Source organism: Nostoc sp. CmiVER01 (assembly GCF_034531135.2).
Taxonomy (GTDB): Bacteria; Cyanobacteriota; Cyanobacteriia; order Cyanobacteriales; family Nostocaceae; genus Nostoc.
Genome location: NZ_JAVRBU020000019.1, coordinates 57,024 through 75,479, shown reverse-complemented (window position 1 = coordinate 75,479; position 18,456 = coordinate 57,024). Strand labels below are relative to the sequence as shown.

General features: G+C 42.2%; 16 protein-coding genes. 10 read left to right on the top strand and 6 right to left on the bottom strand.

Annotation, left to right across the window (positions count from 1 at the left end):
• The first annotated feature begins 24 nt into the window (after positions 1-24).
• From prmC to RMZ43_RS28885, 3 genes are all read left to right on the top strand, one after another.
• Positions 25-909: a peptide chain release factor N(5)-glutamine methyltransferase gene (gene prmC / locus RMZ43_RS28895; protein WP_322653698.1), complete on the top strand. Its 885-nt coding sequence runs from the start codon at positions 25-27 to the stop codon at positions 907-909.
• Between the two features lie 646 nt (positions 910-1,555).
• A complete protein-coding gene (locus tag RMZ43_RS28890) occupies positions 1,556-2,155 on the top strand; it encodes an L-threonylcarbamoyladenylate synthase (RefSeq protein ID WP_322648564.1) in 600 nt (199 codons plus the stop codon).
• A 98-nt stretch (positions 2,156-2,253) separates the two neighbouring features.
• Positions 2,254-3,195: a sensor histidine kinase gene (locus RMZ43_RS28885; protein WP_322653699.1), complete on the top strand. Its 942-nt coding sequence runs from the start codon at positions 2,254-2,256 to the stop codon at positions 3,193-3,195.
• Here the strand turns inward: RMZ43_RS28885 and RMZ43_RS28880 are convergent.
• From RMZ43_RS28880 to cimA, 6 genes are all read right to left on the bottom strand, one after another.
• Positions 3,158-3,628 (bottom strand): GNAT family N-acetyltransferase, encoded by a 471-nt coding sequence (locus RMZ43_RS28880; protein WP_322653700.1) that lies wholly within the window; start codon positions 3,626-3,628, stop codon positions 3,158-3,160. The two genes, RMZ43_RS28885 and RMZ43_RS28880, sit on opposite strands and share 38 nt — an antisense overlap.
• Before the next feature lie 213 nt (positions 3,629-3,841).
• The gene (locus tag RMZ43_RS28875; protein WP_322653701.1) at positions 3,842-4,255 is read right to left on the bottom strand and encodes a hypothetical protein; all 414 of its coding nucleotides are present in this window, start codon (positions 4,253-4,255) and stop codon (positions 3,842-3,844) included.
• A 71-nt stretch (positions 4,256-4,326) separates the two neighbouring features.
• Positions 4,327-5,313: a protein translocase subunit SecF gene (gene secF / locus RMZ43_RS28870; protein WP_322648560.1), complete on the bottom strand. Its 987-nt coding sequence runs from the start codon at positions 5,311-5,313 to the stop codon at positions 4,327-4,329.
• The gene (secD, locus tag RMZ43_RS28865; protein WP_322653732.1) at positions 5,310-6,722 is read right to left on the bottom strand and encodes a protein translocase subunit SecD; all 1,413 of its coding nucleotides are present in this window, start codon (positions 6,720-6,722) and stop codon (positions 5,310-5,312) included. The genes secF and secD overlap by 4 nt, the downstream gene beginning before the upstream one ends.
• A 177-nt stretch (positions 6,723-6,899) precedes the next feature.
• Positions 6,900-7,883: an alpha-ketoacid dehydrogenase subunit beta gene (locus tag RMZ43_RS28860; protein ID WP_190892814.1), complete on the bottom strand. Its 984-nt coding sequence runs from the start codon at positions 7,881-7,883 to the stop codon at positions 6,900-6,902.
• A gap of 222 nt (positions 7,884-8,105) precedes the next feature.
• Positions 8,106-9,767: a citramalate synthase gene (gene cimA / locus RMZ43_RS28855; protein ID WP_322648559.1), complete on the bottom strand. Its 1,662-nt coding sequence runs from the start codon at positions 9,765-9,767 to the stop codon at positions 8,106-8,108.
• A 75-nt stretch (positions 9,768-9,842) separates the two neighbouring features.
• On the opposite strand from cimA, the gene RMZ43_RS28850 reads away from it, so the two are divergent.
• The 7 genes from RMZ43_RS28850 (at position 9,843) to RMZ43_RS28820 (ending at position 18,124) form a co-directional block, all read left to right on the top strand.
• Positions 9,843-10,181 carry a 2Fe-2S iron-sulfur cluster-binding protein gene (locus tag RMZ43_RS28850; protein ID WP_322648558.1) on the top strand — a complete coding sequence of 113 codons (339 nt, stop codon included), beginning with the start codon at positions 9,843-9,845 and terminating at the stop codon, positions 10,179-10,181.
• A 16-nt stretch (positions 10,182-10,197) separates the two neighbouring features.
• Complete coding sequence (locus RMZ43_RS28845; RefSeq protein ID WP_322648557.1) at positions 10,198-10,596, top strand: hypothetical protein; 399 nt, start codon at positions 10,198-10,200, stop codon at positions 10,594-10,596.
• 103 nt (positions 10,597-10,699) lie between these two features.
• Positions 10,700-12,748 (top strand): glycine oxidase ThiO, encoded by a 2,049-nt coding sequence (thiO, locus tag RMZ43_RS28840; protein ID WP_322653702.1) that lies wholly within the window; start codon positions 10,700-10,702, stop codon positions 12,746-12,748.
• Between the two features lie 266 nt (positions 12,749-13,014).
• Positions 13,015-13,194, top strand: a complete 180-nt coding sequence (psb34, locus tag RMZ43_RS28835; RefSeq protein ID WP_109011140.1) for a photosystem II assembly protein Psb34 — start codon at positions 13,015-13,017, stop codon at positions 13,192-13,194.
• A 265-nt stretch (positions 13,195-13,459) separates the two neighbouring features.
• Positions 13,460-15,670 carry a tetratricopeptide repeat protein gene (locus RMZ43_RS28830; protein WP_322653703.1) on the top strand — a complete coding sequence of 737 codons (2,211 nt, stop codon included), beginning with the start codon at positions 13,460-13,462 and terminating at the stop codon, positions 15,668-15,670.
• A gap of 446 nt (positions 15,671-16,116) precedes the next feature.
• Positions 16,117-16,860: a choice-of-anchor K domain-containing protein gene (locus RMZ43_RS28825; protein WP_322648554.1), complete on the top strand. Its 744-nt coding sequence runs from the start codon at positions 16,117-16,119 to the stop codon at positions 16,858-16,860.
• Positions 16,861-17,407: 547 nt separating this feature from the next.
• Positions 17,408-18,124 carry a conjugal transfer protein TrbI gene (locus RMZ43_RS28820; protein ID WP_322653704.1) on the top strand — a complete coding sequence of 239 codons (717 nt, stop codon included), beginning with the start codon at positions 17,408-17,410 and terminating at the stop codon, positions 18,122-18,124.
• Positions 18,125-18,456: the final 332 nt, after the last annotated feature.

Genomic DNA, 18,456 nt, shown 5'->3' with positions numbered 1-18,456 from the left:
GGTTATGCACTCCAAGGTTGAGGCATGGGGGAGAAATATCTGATATCTGGTTTACAACTTTGGCAGTGGCGCAATACTGCTCTCCAAGCAGCAGGAGCCACTGATGTCTCACCTACCGAGGTAGATTGGCTGCTCTTAGAAGTTGCTGGGTTAGACCGCTTGGCACTGCGTTTGGAATCCTTTAAAAACTGGCCGCAAATTCAGCTGCAATTACCTCTACAAGAGTTAGATCGTTTGTGGCAGAGGCGATTAAATGACCGCCTACCAGTGCAGTATATTGCCGGAGTTACACCTTGGCGTAACTTTCAAATTGCAGTGTCAAGTGCGGTTTTGATTCCTAGACCAGAGACAGAATTATTAATTGATTTAGCTTTAGCATCTGCCAGTAATGCTTCAGGAAACTGGGCTGATTTAGGCACTGGGAGTGGAGCGATCGCACTAGGATTAGCAGATGTCTTGCCAGCAACAATTCATGCTGTTGATTACAGTTTAGAAGCTCTGGCGATCGCGCAAACCAACGCCCGTAATTTAGGTTTTGCTGACCGGATTAAATTTTATCAAGGTTCCTGGTGGGAGCCACTGACATTTCTCAAAGGTCAGTTCAGTGGTATAGTGTCGAATCCCCCTTACATCCCCACTAATACCTTACCTACTCTGCAACCAGAAGTAGTTAACCATGAACCACATCTAGCTTTGGATGGTGGTAGTGATGGCTTAGATTGCATTCGCCATTTAATAGAAATCTCCCCTAGCTATTTGCAACCTGGTGGCGTGTGGCTGATTGAGATGATGGCTGGACAGGCAGATACAGTGCGAGAGCTTTTACAAAATCAAGGGAGCTATTGCAATATTCAAATTCACGCGGACTTAGCTGGAATTGAACGCTTTGCCCTAGCTTATAGAAGTTAGGGTTTCCCTTGCTCAAGAAGAAATTTACTTTCTCTTGTTTTATGATGCTCAAACTTCAAATAAGATTGCTTTACATAATAAAAATAATTGACGGTGTTTTTTATTAATCTTCAAAGTCAAAATAACACTATTTTTTAGCAAAATTAGTTTTAGCAGGTTTCTTGGTATGCAAGTAATTTTTAAGCTACCGCATAGGGAAAAGTGCTATTAGTAGAAAGAACCTTTGTTCAAATCAAAATTGCTTGCTATTCTCAATGGTAGCGGCAGTTTTAACAAGAGAGTTAGGGAATTTGCTCAAAAAAGAGTTAGATTTAACAGTAATTTGGAATTACCCCACATCGCATCTCTCTGGCAACATTTAAGCGAGTAATTGAATACTGTGCTACTGGTTGATAAATATTAGACATCTTGCATAAATATATTTATGCAAAAATGGGGGAAAAGATTTTGAGTCCTTTCCTTTCCCCTTTTCCCTAACTTATGCAAGAAGTATAGGACTAATGTTTGATTTCTGAAAAAGCTCTGTACAAATTAAAAGCCTAATTCCCTACTCCCTACTCCCCACTCCCCGCCCACGGAGATAATTTCAAAAATCAAATACGATTCCTATATATATTGAATTGTTCTCGCTGACTTACTTAGTAAAATGACGCAAGTTTCCCTCTCAGACATAATAACTGGCGCACGCGCTGGCTTTTTGGTGAGTTTTCCCACTGATACAGTACCTGCACTTGCAGCTATACCAGAAAAAGCCGGATTAATTTTTACGGCTAAACAACGCAGTCAGGATAAACCTTTGATTTTGATGGCGGCTAGTGCTGAGGATTTGTGGTTATATGTCAAAGGTAGTGAGAATGAGTGTAAGATTTGGCAAGAATTGGCAGAGAAATATTGGCCAGGAGGGCTGACGTTAGTTTTACCAGCAAGCGATCGCGTGCCAAAAGTCATGAACCCTACTGATCCAACTACAATTGGTATTCGAGTCCCAAATAGTGCGATCACTAAAAATATTTTGGCGCAAACAGGCCCGCTTGCTACTACTAGCGCTAATTTTTCAGGCCAGCCGCCTTTGCAAACGATGGCAGAAATTGAGGTTCAGTTTCCCAAGGTTCTGACTCTAGAATACGAGGGTGAAATATCAGGCGCGGGTGTACCTTCCACCGTTGCTAAATGGACAGGAATAAATTGGCAGATTTTGCGACAAGGTGCAATAAAGTTAGATATTTCCAGTGATAACCAAATATAGGTCGTTATAATGTTGTCTTCCTGGTTTTAACAACAGAGAAATCTGGAACTTTAGTTTGCGCTGTTGTGGTCAATTAACAAGTTAATAATTGCCAAATTATGAATTGGAGCAACTGGATATATCTAGGAGCAGGAATAGCACTAAGTATGATTTTCCGTCAGTTATTTGCGCGATGGCTACGCCCAAAGCAGGCATCGCTTAATGTTTTATCTAGCTCATCTCCAGTAGCGCCATTAGATCAACAAGATATGCCACCAATATCGCAACAGCTACAGCAAACGCAACTGGCATACCTTATGGCAAGGGAAATGAGCCAGTTTAAAGGTGGTTTTCTGGCGCGGACTACCCATGAATTGCGATCGCCTGTTAGTGGTTTGATAGGTTTACACCAGTTAATTTTGTCGGATCTGTGTGAAGATCCGGCTGAAGAGCGAGAATTTATTGCCCAAGCTTACGAGCGAACGCTGAAGCTACTCAAGTTGATGGATGAAATTCTCAGCGTTGCTAGAACTGAACACGGTACTAATAAATTAGATATTCAGCCTAGACCATTAGCCCAATTTTTGGAGGAAGTTTATGAATTAACTTATATGCTGGCGGCCAATCGCAATCTTTCCTTGCAATTTTTACCCACCGACCCAGAAATTTATGTTTTGGCAGATTACCTCTGGCTCCGCCAAATATTGATAAGTTTAATAGACACTGCCATTACTCAAATGGAGGAAGGCAGCATCTGTATTTCTAGCAGCACAGTGCCTACAAGTAATTTTGTAAACATTTGGTTGGATGTACCAACCCATGCCATACCCTGGAGCGAACCGATTGATTTAATTAAATCTGAAGATCAGCTACCCGGTATTGACCAAGAAAACGCTGCTCTTTCCCCAGGAATGAGGCTATTAATCAATCAAACTCTAGTGAAAGTTATGGGAGGTAAGTTAGAAATTCTGCCCTCGACTATTACGAAGGAACCACATCAGGAGATTAGCAGACTACAAATCTCTATCCCCCTAGTGACTCCTGAAAGTGAACTTCTGTAGCAGGAACGAAAGCAAGGTTAGGTTGGTTGTGTAACACCATCGTAGTAGTGGTATTAGGTTGAAAACCAATCTTTTTGTAGAAACCTTGCTGGTAAGTAGTCATCAAGTAAACGCGCTCAACCGACCTCATGCGCGGATGACTCAAAACGGTTTCTACTAACTTGCTTCCCAGCCCACTACTTTGATACTCTGGATGAATCACAACATCCCAAATTGTGGCGCGATAGATGCCATCAGATGTTGCTCTAGCAAAGCCAATGAGTTGATCGCGATCGCAGACAAAAATCACTGGCTCACTGTTAGCAATGGCTATACCTAAATCTTCAATACTGCGGCCTTTTGCCCAGAAAGCTGAAACATTTAACAGTTCTTGGAGTTGGTAAAGGTCAATTTCTGACTTGCAATCGCTAAATTGAATCTGAGACTCGTTCATTATGGCATCCACTTTTGGCAGTATCTTTGTATATTTAAGCCATATTTTGCTAGAAAATGCTGTACGTGTATATGTATAGCAAAAGTCTTGGTGATTAGGACATCAATAAGATGATAAAACTTAGACACAAAAAGACTTTTCACTCAGTCCCCAGTCCCCAGTCCCTTGCTATATATGCAACGAGAAAGAAAGTTTAATCATCTATCCCAATATTTAATGACAAACCCACTTCCATAAAGGATGAGTTGGCCCCTGCTGACGTATCCGATAAACTTGTTTTTCTAAACGTTGTTTTTCCTGTTCTGGTAGTCCGAATAAGATATTTCGACTTTGCCAAACTAAAACAGCAGCAGTCATTCCAATACAAAAGGTTAAGCCAAAGGTAGACAGTGGATGATAGAAAAGTCCATATCGCACCGCTACCCAGGTAAAATATTGTTGCCACAGAGAAATTTCTGTACGTAGACCCCACAAGCTAACAGGTGCAATGGTGAGCCAGAAAAAACCCACAAACAGCCACCTGCCATATATTGTCAATTGGTGTAGCCTTTGTACTTGTTGACTAAAAGATGGGTCAGATTTTTCCAAGTCTGGGCCAGTAATTAATGGTTCTTCCTGTTGATCCATAGGGGAATAAAATTCCAAAGCATAGGTAAGCAATTCAAAATCAGTAAACCGATTGTGAAATGCACAGAAGTTTAACTATCCTGGGAACTGGTAGATGTATCAATCGATTCTAAGCTTTCTACCACTTGAGATTGACCCCTTTCTCGCCACCAAGTAAGGAGAGTACTGGCGATGAAAATACTTGAATAAGCTCCCATCGTGAAGCCAACAATCAAAGCTAAAGAGAAGTTTCTCAGTGTTTCTCCGCCAAATAGAAAGATCGCAGATAATGTTAGCAACACGGTTAAGGTCGTGTTGATTGATCTTGTCAAGGTTTGGTTAACCGCATCATCTACAATTTCGGCAATCGGGTGTTCAGGATTGATTTTAATGGTTTCCCGAATGCGATCGTAAATTACCACTGTATCGTTGACAGAGAAACCTGTAATGGTAAGTAAGGCGACGATAAAAAGGCTATCTACTTCAATACCCGCTACCAAACCTAAAATCGAGAATGCCCCTACCGTAATCAAAATATCGTGAAATAGGGCAACGATCGCAAACACCGCATAATCTAACTGGAAGCGGAAGCTCATATAGATAGTAATACCGATAAAGGAAACTATCAGAGCTAATAGCCCAGACCTCAACAGTTCTTTTCCTAAGGTAGGGCCAACGGAGTCAATTTGGTTTTTTTGCGGATCAAAAGCACCAATCTGTTGGCTTAAAGAATTTTGTAACTTAGTGCGCTGATCGACACTTAAATCTTTTGACCGAATTAATACACCATTTTCTGCCCCATTTTCGGAGATAAGTTGGATGCTGCTATCACCTAGCCCCTGCGCTTTTGCTACTTCCCGGACAGCGTTGATATCAATTGGTTTGTCGCAATTACCTGGTTTGCTGCAATCTCGAACAAATTGTAACCGTGTACCACCGATAAAGTCTAAACCGGGGCGTAAGGGTGCGTGAATATTGGGCTGTTGCCAAGAAATCACCATTGAGATGATACCAGCAAGAATGATAACAGCAGAAATAATCCACCAGAGCGATCGCGATTTGTTTATACTCAGTTTCATCGAGCCACCTCTGCCTTATTTGACGCTGGCAGGTTTGGACAGAAAAGTTCTGTCTTCCGTAAAGAAGGAATTGAAATTGCCAAAAACAGCAATGTCCGACTACAGGTAATTGCAGTAAACATACTCACAGCTACCCCCAAAGCTAAGGTCAGTGCAAAGCCTTTGACTAAACCAGACCCCAACCAAAATAGTGCTGCACAAGCAATCCATGTAGTGACGTTGCTATCTAAAATACTAGAAAAGGCTCGGTAAAAACCAGATTCCACAGAACGATATAGGGATTTACCAGCCCGCAATTCTTCCCGCGTCCGTTCAAAAATTAGCACATTGGCATCAACTGCCATCCCAATACTAAGAATAAAACCGGCAATTCCTGGCAAAGTTAGGGTGACGCCCAATAAAGCAAAGGTTGACCAAGTTAACAGGGAGTAAATTACTAATGACACATCCGCAATCAGTCCAGGTAATCGATAATAAAACACCATGAATATTAATACTAAAGTTAGACCACCAACTCCAGCATAAATACTGCTTTGAATACTATCTTTACCTAAAGTTGCCCCTACTGTCCGCCTTTCTGCAATTTCTACTGGTACGGGTAATGCACCACCACGTAGCTGCACGCCTAAGTCGTTGGCTTGTTGTGCGGTAAAGCGTCCTGTAATGATGGCAGAACCACCAGTAATACCAGTGGCGGCAAATTCTATACCCACAGTAGGAGCGCTGATTAGTTCATTGTCGAGAAAAACACCAATGCTACGCCCAGTACCGGCAAGATTTTTGGTCAAATCGGCAAACAGTTGACCACCCTCTTGGTCGAAGCGAATGGCAACATGCCAGTTATTACCTTGACTGGGTTCACCATAGGCATCCTTGAGGTATTTGCCAATTAGGGGTGGTTTGGTGCTTTCAAACAATTCTGCGATCGCTTGATTATTTTTTTGTAAATCTTCTTGATTCTTGACAATTGCTGCTTTGTCTGTACTCTTTCTCAACTCTTCTTGCTTGGCTTTCAATTCGCCTCTAGATGCTTGAAAAGCAAGCAATTGAGTTTCTGTATTCGGCTTTTGGGTGCGAAATTCTAACTGCGCCGTACCGCCTAGTACCCGTTCGGCTTGCTCTGGATCATTGACTCCTGGTAGTTGCACCAGTATTTTATCTGCACCGACTGTTTGGATCAATGGCTCAGAAACACCCAGACCATTAATCCGACCTTCGACAACTTTCTTCACACCTTCCAATTCTCGTTCGGTGATTTGGGGAATATCTGCTGATGGTTTCACCTGAATTGTGAGCTGTGAGCCTCCGCGCAAGTCCAGCCCAAGAGGTATCGGAATTGTGGCAATCACCGTAATTGCGGCGATTATCAGGACTAAAATCAAAATTAATAGCGATCGCTGTCTTTGCATACCATAACTCGCAACTGACAAAGGCTATAATAGCGCTCTTTTGTAGAGTTAGGGCATTGGGCATTGGGCATTGAAAAGAGGCAGAGGTGCGGAGGGGCAGAGGGGCAGAGGAGAAAGACTTACTGCAACTGCTCCCCTGCTCCCCTGCTCCTCTGCCTTCTTCCCAATCCCTAATCCCTAGACTCGCAACGCTACCATTTTTTCTACAGCTTCTACGATTTGCTCTGGTTGGATGATTGTTAGTCGTTCCAGGTTGCCGTTGTAAGGTGTGGGGATATCTTGGGAAGACAGGCGCAGTACTGGCGCATCTAATTCATCGAATAAGCGATCGTTTATTGAGGCAATAACTTCTGCTCCAATACCCGCAGTTCGCATGGATTCTTCTACAACAATGACTTTATGGGTTTTACGTACTGAGGCACCAATCGTATCAAAATCTAATGGTTTGAGAGATATTAAATCGATAACTTCTGGATCATATCCTTGTTTCTCAAGAGTTTTTACTGCTTGTAGCACATGATGCCGCATCCGCGAGTAAGTAATAATGGTTACATCTTTACCCTCACGCACCATTTCTGCTTTATCTAGGGGTAGCAAATATTCTTCTTCTGGTAAATCTTCTTTCAAGTTGTAGAGCAAAACGTGTTCAAAGAACAACACGGGGTTATCATCGCGGATAGCGGATTTCAGTAGTCCTTTAGCGTTTCTTGGTGTGGAGCAGGCAACAATTTTCAACCCTGGCACAGCTTGGAAGTAAGTTTCTAGTCGCTGGGAATGTTCTGCGCCTAGCTGTCGTCCGACACCGCCAGGGCCACGAATCACCATCGGAATTTTAAAGTTACCGCCAGAAGTATAGCGCAGCATCCCAGCGTTGTTGGATATTTGGTTGAAGGCGAGCAGTAAAAAGCCCATATTCATGCCTTCAATGATAGGACGTAACCCTGTCATTGCTGCTCCCACTGCCATGCCAGTAAAGCTATTTTCGGCAATGGGGGTGTCTAAAATGCGGAGTTCGCCATATTTTTGGTACAGGTCTTTGGTAACTTTATAGGAACCGCCGTAGTGTCCGACATCTTCACCGAGAACGAATACGCTGGAATCACGCGCCATTTCTTCATCAATGGCTTCGCGTAAGGCGTTGAAAAATAGTGTTTCTGCCATTTAGACCTTTTATTACGATTATAGTTTTAGAATTTTATCGTGCTGCTGTCGCAAATAAGGTGAGCGATCGCACTAGTTAGAGTTTAGGTTGTTTAAACAAACCGCCTAAGCATAATATCAAAGCTCTTTTGCCGTTAGCTAGAGGTAATTTAGAACCTGGAATTACCTCTAGCTAGAGCTAGGTTCTCATTTAACCTCCGTTACACTAAATAGTAACTTTAATCAAGTAGGAGCTTTCACGGCCGCTTCTGCTTGGGAGTGCAACAACAAACCATATTCCAAGCCTTCCACCACCGCTTGATAAGAAGCCTCCAAAATATTGGTGGAAACCCCTACTGTAGTCCAGCGTTGACGACCATTGCCTGACTCTACCAACACACGGGTTTTCGCCGCAGTACCCGTATGTCCGTTAAGAATCCGCACTTTGTAATCTGTCAAATCAAAGGTCGCTATTTGGGGATAAAAATTCACCAAAGCCTTGCGTAAAGCCGCATCCAAAGCTGCCACGGGGCCGTTACCTTCCGCCGCCTCCAGGATATTTTTGCCATCAACAGCGAGTTTAACCGTGGCTAAGGCATTGCTAGTTTCTTTCCCCTCAATCAAGTCACAGTGGACTTGAAAACCTTTGACTTCAAAAAACTTCTGGCGACCTCCTAAAGCTTCGTGCATCAACAGCGCAAAACTAGCCTCTGCTGCTTCAAATTGAAATCCTTCGCTTTCCAAATCTTTGAGGCGCTGGAGAATTTGCTTGGCTTCAGCTTTCAGTTGATCGAGGTCAATGCCAAAACTGCGGGCTTTGGCTAAAACATTGCTAAGTCCAGACTGTTCAGAAATCACAATGCGGCGATGATTCCCCACTTGTTCCGGCTGAATATGCTCGTAAGTTAGAGGATTACGTTCCACGGCTGATACATGAATACCGCCCTTATGGGCAAAAGCCGAAAGTCCGACAAAGGGAGCGTGTTCATCTGGCGCAAGGTTGACCACCTCACTCACAAAACGACTAGCTTCTGTAAGTTGTGTTAGCTGGTCTTCTGTGATACAACTGTAACCCAGCTTCAATTGTAAATTAGGAATTAACGAACAGAGGTTAGCATTACCGCAACGTTCACCGTAACCATTAATTGTCCCCTGTACCATCTTTGCCCCTGCCATCACGGCGGCTAGAGCGTTAGCAACCGCCATTTCCGAATCGTTATGAGTGTGAATTCCAATTTTAGGAATTGTCCTTTGTCCATCGTCCTTGGTCATTGGTTCTTGACAAATGACTAATGACAAATGACTACTGACATCTTGAACAATTTGGCTAATTTCATGAGGTAAAGTACCACCATTAGTATCACAAAGGACTAACCATTCAGCACCAGATGCGATCGCAGCCTCTAATGTCTGTAAAGCATAATCTCGATTGTGCTTGTAGCCATCAAACCAATGTTCGGCATCGTAGATAATGCGACGCCCTTGAGAACGGAGGTACTCAATCGTATCGCGGATCATCGCCAAATTTTCTTCTAATGTCGTCTTGAGGCTTGTTGTAACGTGTAAATCCCAAGACTTACCAAAAATCGTTACCCAGCGAGTCCCCGCAGCCAAAATATCCTGTAGCATCGGTTCGGTTGCGGCAGTGGAATTGGGGCGGCGAGTCGAACAAAAAGCTACAATTTCAGCTTGTTTTAGCGGATCTTCTTGGAGTTGCCAGAAAAATTGTACATCCTTGGGATTGGCACCAGGCCAACCGCCTTCAATAAAGGGAATTCCCAGTTGATCGAGTCTACGAGCAATGCGTAACTTATCTTCTATCGATACTGATAGCCCCTCGCGCTGAGTGCCATCTCGTAATGTAGTGTCATAAAGCCAAAGTTGAGGTGAAGAATTTGTGGTCATAAAGCTGGGACCGACGAGACAACTTTCAAGGCAATGTGTCAATATACAACAAAACGCCAGTTTGGCAATTTAAAAATGCCTAAGGTACTAGCTCAAGGTAAAACAATTGAGTGCGTAAGCAAAAGCAATCTCCGAACAATTTTGCTGCAAAATGGAATAGAACTCTACAATGACGGTGCTAAGTTAATAAACTGTCGGGGCATTGGCAGTTGCGGAACTTGCGCGGTTAAGGTAGAGGGCGAAGTATCAGCAGCGAATTGGCGTGATCGAGCACGGCGTTCGCTTCCTCCCCATTCTCCTACAACAGACTTGCGTTTAGCCTGTCAAACTCTGGTTTTAGGCGATGTGAAAGTGACAAAGTTTGATGGATTTTGGGGACAAAATTCTCGAATAGTGTGGACACCAAAAGGTTAAAAAGGAGTAAGACAAGATGGGTAGATGGACACCATTAATTTTAATGGCTGGAGGTTTGGCCATTCTGCTTGGTACATTACTGGGCATCAACTTTCCTATGGGAGTACAAACCGCTAACGCTCCCAGTGACAAAAAATCACAAGTCCTGCCAGCTAATATCAATGTTAATAGCAGTGCTGGCAGCAATAATCAAGAAACTGCAACTGAAGGAAACGAAACAACCGAAACAAACGCAAACAGGCGCAGTATTGTAGCTCCAAGACCTGAGAACAGGAGTAACGTTGCTCAGAATCCTTCTGATGATTCAACATCACCTGCTGACACTACAACAGACAACAATACAGATTCTTCACAAACAAATACGCCATCTAACGAGACAAATCAAGGCAACGAACCAATTCGCGCCTTGTGGTAACAGATCCGTCTATAGTTACGAGTTATAAGTTATAAGTTATGAGTTATGAGTTATTAGTTATGTACTAATGACTAATGACTAATGACTAGTGACTAATTGACTAATGACTAGTGAGACTGTAATTATTGGTGGCGGCGTTATTGGTTTAGCGATCGCCATTGAGCTAAAACTGCGCGGGGCAAGTGTCACCGTGCTTTGTCGTGACTTTCAGGCTGCCGCTACCCATGCTGCTGCTGGGATGTTAGCACCAGATGCGGAAAACCTCCCTAATGGGGCAATGCATTCCTTGTGTTGGCGATCGCGTGCATTATATCCCGACTGGACGCGCAAACTAGAAGAACTAACTGGCTTAAATACTGGCTACCGTTCCTGTGGTATCCTTGCACCCGTCTTTGAAGAGGCAGGGGGGCAGGGGGCAGGGGGAGCAGGGGGAGCAGAGGAGCAGAGGAGCAGGGGAGCAGAGGAGCAGAGGAGCAGAGGAGAAAGTTTTTCCTCCTCATCTCCCTCATCCTTTTCATCCCCGGCTTACTGGTTAAACAGAGAGACAATTCATCAATATCAGCCAGGATTGGGAGCCGAGGTAGTTGGTGGCTGGTGGTATCCTGAAGACGCGCAAGTTGATAATAAAGCTCTCGCTCAGGTATTGTGGACGGCAGCTGAGTCTGTTGGTGTTGAACTCAAAGACGGGATTACAGTAGAAGCATTTTTACAGCAGCAAGGGCAAGTGGTTGGCGTGCAAACCAATGCGGGAATAATTCGCGCCACGCACTATGTTTTAGCTTCAGGTGCTTGGTCAAATGAGTTATTACCAGTTCCCGTGCGTCCCAGAAAAGGGCAAATGCTGAGTGTGCGGATACCAGAAATTACGTCGGAATTGCCCTTGAAGCGGGTTTTGTTTGGACAGGATATTTACATCGTACCAAGACGCGATCGCCTCGTTATTGGCGCAACCAGCGAAGACGTTGGCTTCATTCCCAACAACACTCCAGAAGGCATTCAAACATTACTACAAGCTACCATCCGTCTGTATCCCCAACTCAAGCATTATCCCATCCAAGAATTCTGGTGGGGATTTCGCCCAGCCACCCCCGATGAGTTGCCCATCCTTGGCACTAGCCATTGTCAAAATTTAACCCTTGCTACAGGTCATTACCGTAACGGGATTCTACTTGCACCCATAACAGCCACCTTAATTGCCGATCTCATCTTGGAACAAAAGTCTGACCCTCTACTTGCTGATTTCCACTATTCACGCTTCCAGTCCCAGCCATCTACCTCCACCCCAATGCTGACTCACTCTGCCAATTTCTCCAACGGGAATCGCCCTGCCATATCCCCCCACTCCCTACTCGCCACTCCCCACTCCCCACTAATTATTGCTGGCAAAACTTTCCAATCCCGTTTGATGACTGGAACTGGGAAGTATCGCAGCATTGAAGAAATGCAGCAAAGTATCGTCGCCAGTGATTGCCAGATTGTCACCGTAGCAGTACGACGGGTACAAACCAAGGCTCCCGGACATGAAGGTTTAGCTGAAGCCTTAGATTGGACAAAAATCTGGATGTTACCTAATACCGCAGGTTGCCAAACTGCTGAAGAGGCGATTCGGGTAGCGCGTTTAGGGCGAGAAATGGCGAAACTGTTAGGGCAGGAAGATAATAACTTTATAAAGTTAGAAGTAATACCTGACCTTAAGTATTTACTCCCAGATCCAATTGGGACGTTGCAAGCCGCAGAACAATTAGTTAAAGAAGGTTTTGCAGTATTGCCCTATATTAATGCTGACCCCATGTTAGCCAAACGTCTAGAAGAAGTAGGCTGTGCTACAGTCATGCCTTTAGCATCGCCAATTGGTTCTGGACAAGGGCTAAAAACAACCGCCAACATCCAAATCATCATCGAAAATGCAGGTGTGCCAGTGGTGGTAGATGCCGGAATTGGTTCACCCTCAGAAGCTGCCCAAGCAATGGAATTGGGAGCAGATGCTTTGTTGATTAATAGTGCGATCGCACTTTCTCCAAACCCGGCAGCAATGGCTCGTGCCATGAATTTAGCAACAGTTGCCGGTCGTTTGGCATACCTTGCTGGCAGAATGCCTATCAAAGATTACGCCAGTCCTAGTTCACCTTTGACTGGGACGATTACTAGTTAGGGAATGGGGAGTTAGGCAGAGAGGAGAAGTTGCAGAAAGTTTTTCCCCTCTACTCCTAATCTTGACTGATATTGATGAATAGCTTCTTTGTTTAACCAGTAAGCCGGGGATGAGGAGGATGAGGAAGAATTTAATTGCCTATCTCCCCCTGCTCCCTGCCCCATGCCCCTCTACATCTTCTAATGTAACGATTTGTCTAGCAGTTTAAGGGCGGATTTCCCATTTATGTAACATTAAATGAACGATAAAGATAAAGGAATTAATTCATGCCCTATACAAACGAAGAAGGCGGCCTTCTAAATAATTTCGCCAAGGAACCAAAGATTTATCAAGCAGAACCCCCCACAGAAGGGCAAAAGCGAACTTATCTTTTACTAGGAATAGTCGCTACAGTTTTGGTTGGCGGCTTGATTCTAGTTGCCTTCTTTGTTTCTAAGAGCAGCTGATCGTAAAATATTTTAATAAAACTTCATTTTATTGATATTTTTTCAGGTTCCGATTTTAAAAGGAGCCTGCTTTTTTATTTTTTGTTAAAATTGAATTAGAAATTAGAGTATCATTATATACTAACTTAATTTAAACTATACCTGAAAAACTCAATTTATCCTAAACAGCACAGCGTTAGCTTAAAAATCATTTCTATTATGAGATTAGCCGACTTGGATATGCCGAGAAAGGCGATATGTACTGTGTTTTGGCTCTTTAGCCGTCATGAGCGTGAATGATACTGCACAAAATGATAATTCCACTTGGAATCGGCAAGTATACCAACGATTGAAGCTTGCCCTAAGTCTTGGCTTACGACGGCAACTTTTTTTAGCAGTATGTGATGATTTACACCTGAGAAATCAAGTAGCGACTCGTCTGCATTCTACATTGGCTTATCCTATTGGACAAGTGCTATCTCAGCCATCAAATGCCCAAGAAAATAGCACTCTAGCTTATCCGCGATTAGTCACGCTGCGTTTGAATTTAAATGACCCCAATCCCATACTTCAAATAAATCAATGGTTGGCAAACTATCCACCGCCAACTGTTGGGGCATCAAAGGATTCCCCTGGAAGACCTTTTCCAGTACCAGCATTTCAAATTGTCGGCGTGGAGCATCTCACTAAGCAACCAGTCGCTACACAACGGTTATTTTTGCACCATCTCCGCTTAAGCGAACAATATTTCTCTTTACAAGAATCCAGCCGATTCCTTGAATCTAACTTGTTGTTATGGATACCGCGTCCTTGGTTATCTGCTATCAAGCAATCAGCACCACAGTTTTGGCGTTGTCGGACTGGCGTATTTGTGTTTGCCGGAGAACCTACACCAGCGACTCAGAATTCAGGTTATCCAGAACGTTTTTCTAATCCCAGAAGCTTGGATTTAGGCTATATTGAGCAGTCGATTGTAGATGAATCAGTTACCCAAACCGAACTCAGAACCGCAGGTACTGAGTTAAAGTTGAAGAATAATTCTGATTTTCCGGCAGAAACACAAGGGAATAGCGTAGATAAAACCCAGGAATCGCCATCTACAGCAGATTTATTAAAGGCTGCGCCACAACAGCAAGAATCTACTAATAGGTCTGGTAGCGCAAGTAATAATCAATCTCTGTCGTCTTTATCTCATATTAGTAGCGAGTTAACAGAGCTAGTAATAGCAACAATAAATACAAATATTGCCCAGCATACAGAGGATTACTGGCAACCGCAGCAGATTTTGTTGGAAATTGAAGAATTACACCAAAAACAAGTTCCAGGGGAAGTACTGGCAGAAGCTTATCATCGCTTGGGCACTTTATACCGCCTTCGCATTGAGCAAGGAGAGTCAACCTTAGAAAATCTGATGGTGGCAATTATTGCTTATCAGGAGGCAATTAGCTATGACGAAACCTCACCACAACTCCCAGATATCTTAAATGATTTGGGTACACTCTACTGGATGCTATACCGTACACCGCCCAATTCTGAGGAAGGACAAACTTATATAGAACAGGCAATAGAATTTTATCAGTTGGCGTTAAAGATGATTTCGCCCCAGACACATTCAGAAACTTACGCTCGTGTGCAAAATAATTTGGGAACGGCTTATGGTGATTTAGCTCGTTTTTCTCACCCATCTGAAAATTGGCAGCAAGCAGTTTTAGCTTACAATGAAGCACTGAGCTACCGTACAGCTGAGATGGATTCATTAAAGTATGCGGCTTGCCAGAATAATTTGGGTACTGCTTACTGGCATTTAGGGCAATATAACCAACCGATTGTGCATTTAAAGAAGGCGATCGCAGCTTACAACGAAGCACTTATACACTACAACCCCGAACAGGAACCGCTCAAGTATGGCATGATTCAAAACAACATCGGCACCGCCTGTTGGAATCTAGCACAATACGAACAACCTGCCCAAAATCTCCAGCTAGCTATAGATGTCTACACCGAAGCTCTCAAGTATCGTACTCCAGCTAATGTTCCCAGCGCCTGTGCTGCTACACAAAATAATCTCGGTACTGCCTACTGGCATCTAGCAAACCTATCTCAAACAACTAAAGAGGTACGGCAAAAGTATCTGCAACTATGTATCAGCGCTTACGAAGAAGCTATAGCTTTGGCTCACTCACTTAGCAGTATTCCTTTAAGTTTTGATTTGCTTGCCTCTTATAATAACTTGGGACTAGCACATTATCAGCTAGTAATAGATAAGTCGTTTAATGATGACAAAGCAACACGTTCTCAACATCTAGAAGTAGCATTAGACAACCATTTACAAGCCTTAAACGGATTAAGCAAACAGCCAGAGGCTTATCAAACAACTTTTAATTATATAGTGAAAACTATTCGTGCTTTTCATAATGAATTAGGTATACAAGGACAAAACTTAGCTTTATCTAAAGTTCCTAGTCAGTTGTTACCAGAAATTTTGTCAAAGCTATAAAGCATATACCGAAAATCCTTGAAAGAAAGGCAAGGAAGACAGAGGGAGAAAAAATAGCAAGTGTCTTTAGGGCTATTTCGGTAGTAAAAAATACTAAAATTTTCTCTTATTTATCCTTGAATTCAACTAATAAATCACATTCGTCTCAATAGTGCAGAGAGTGTAAAAAAAAGTAACTTTATATTGACTTGACAATTGATCACAGAAGCAAGTAAGGTAACGATGTCTACAATGAGCTACGCTTACGCAATTACTGTTTTACGAATTTATAATTATTAAAACATTTTTTTGATATACATAAGGTTAAATTAATAAAATAATTTTTTAGATAATATTTAATAATATATAAATCTAATAAAATACTGGTGCATTTTAAAGAAATTTACTAATTTAGACTCGAAACATAGTTTAAAAAAGCTCCAAAATTATATTTGGATACTTAAGTTATGAAAATAAGTTTGGTTTTTGCGACTGCTATATCTAGTTTTTTTGTGGGTGCGACTGTAACACTTGGTTTCTCTAACCGAGCAGATGCTCTAACTTTTTCTGGTATCTCTACTGGTACATGGGGAGAACCTACTCCAGGAAGCATCGATATCAATCCCAATCCCATATACACAGGTGTGGGAAACAACATATTTACTTGGGGTGATGCTAATGTGTGTCTACCAAGTCCAAATCCTAGTGGGTGTACAATAACTGGCTCAAATAAACTTACCTTTAGTGGAAATTCGTTTTCAACTGACATTAACTCTGTATTCAAAATAGCTGATTTAACTTACTTTAATGGAACTGTAGTTAAGGGTACAAGCGTTGAAGAGGTGCCTTTAAATCTCAATGTATCCTTCATATCTCCCGTTGGAATCAGCCAAGTTTTTGACTTGAAATTGCATCTAGTAAATACATTTAATAGCGTAACAAATTCTGAAGAAGAGAATGCAGACCTTGTATTTATAGACGAAAACTTGAGTAATCCGAGTTTTGACTTTGAAGGCAATAAATACACGCTTGAACTAATTGGTTTTAATCCAGACGTTGAGCAGACAAGTATTAAGGCTTTTGAAGGAGGCACAACTAAAACAGCTATTTATGCCAAAATAAAAACCATACCTGAACCTGCAACAGTAGCGGGTCTATTCCTGCTAGGCATGTACCTGATATCTAATAAAAAATTGCTGGAGAAGAAATAAGTCAGAGCTTTAGCGCTCTTGTATTTTATGCAATTGAGAACCGCTACATACTCATATTCCATAATTAATAAATTTTAACCCAGCACAAGAATTGCTGCGATCGCATCAAAATTATATTCCCATAGAATAATTCAGGAGAAAAGCCAAAGACGCTCTCTATAAGACGCGTAAGGGATGCAGACTCGCTCTAAGCGGTAAGTGCGTCTTTGTACCACTCGCTTTGCGAACGTGGAAGCAAGCTACGCGCAGCAGCTACCATAGAAAAAGGAGAAGAAAAGGACATAAACAATAAAACAACTTTGGCAACAATTAGATTAATTTTGCGTCATGTTGAGAGTATCTCACCATCTATTTAGTAACGCACATTAATAAGATACAAATTCTAAGGAGCGATATCTCCGATAGAACTAGTTGCAACACAAACTCTCGGTTATGTAAGCACCTTCATATTCAGAATGCGCCTATAAACAGGTTTCATAAATTTTAGAAACAAACTAAGTGAATCAACGTCATTAAATACATCACATACACAAAGGTTTACCCACTTATGACTAGCCTACATCAATGGAAATCTGGAACTGCTGCACTTATGGCAATAGCAGTTACTGCAACCGTGACTGCCCCACTGTTAACTTTAGCTCCTGCTAATGCACAATACAGAATTGGGCAAGACAGAATTGGACAATATGGAAACGTTACCATTCCTTCTGGGGTTACTTTCCCTGTTACCTACGAGAAAGAGACAATCACTATTGCTCCTGGAGAAAGTAAATCTCTAACCTTGAGAATAGCCAATGACATTATTGACAGAAATAGAAATGTCTTGATTCCCGCCGGTACTAAAGTAAATGGACGATTAGAAGCTGTTGACCTAGATAGTTATTATTCAAGAACTACAGATGATAATCAAGCCAAAGGCGTGCGGTTTGTAGCTGAAGAATTAGAATTTTCTAATGGTCAGCGTCAGCCAATTAATGCAAGTTCTCGGACATATACCACAACTCAAAAAGTTTCACAGGGGCCTAGCACAGGTCAAGTTTTAACTGATGCAGCTATCGGTGCTGGTGCTGGTCTTTTAGGTTCACTAGTAACTGGTAACCGCAAAATTGACGATTTAAAACCTGTTCTCGGTGGGGCTGCGGGTGCGGGAGCAAGTGTGCTGTTGAGGAAAAAACAAGGAAATGCCTTTGTTCTTAGACCCGCACAGGATTTGAAGCTTACACTGAATTCTAATTTGAATTTAGTACCACAATCCCGCTACTAGATTTAACTTAATTTAAGTCGTGACTTTAATCACCCCTAATAGGCGATCGCAACTTTAAATATACTGTGCGATCGCTTTAATTTTTAATAGTAAAAACTTATATTTAATAATAACTAGTTTACCTTTATATTGTTTTACTCACTATTAATATTTATTAGAATCCTTATCTAATTGCACTATGTGGGGAACTAAAAAAATTAACACTATTTTATTCTCTATCCAAAAGAGTATTCAAAATTACGTAATATCCTGATATTTTTGTTAAATAGTGGCAAAAAGGAGCTTTTGCTTGTGGAAATTCGAGGTTTTGGTATAGGTGCATGTCTTGCAAT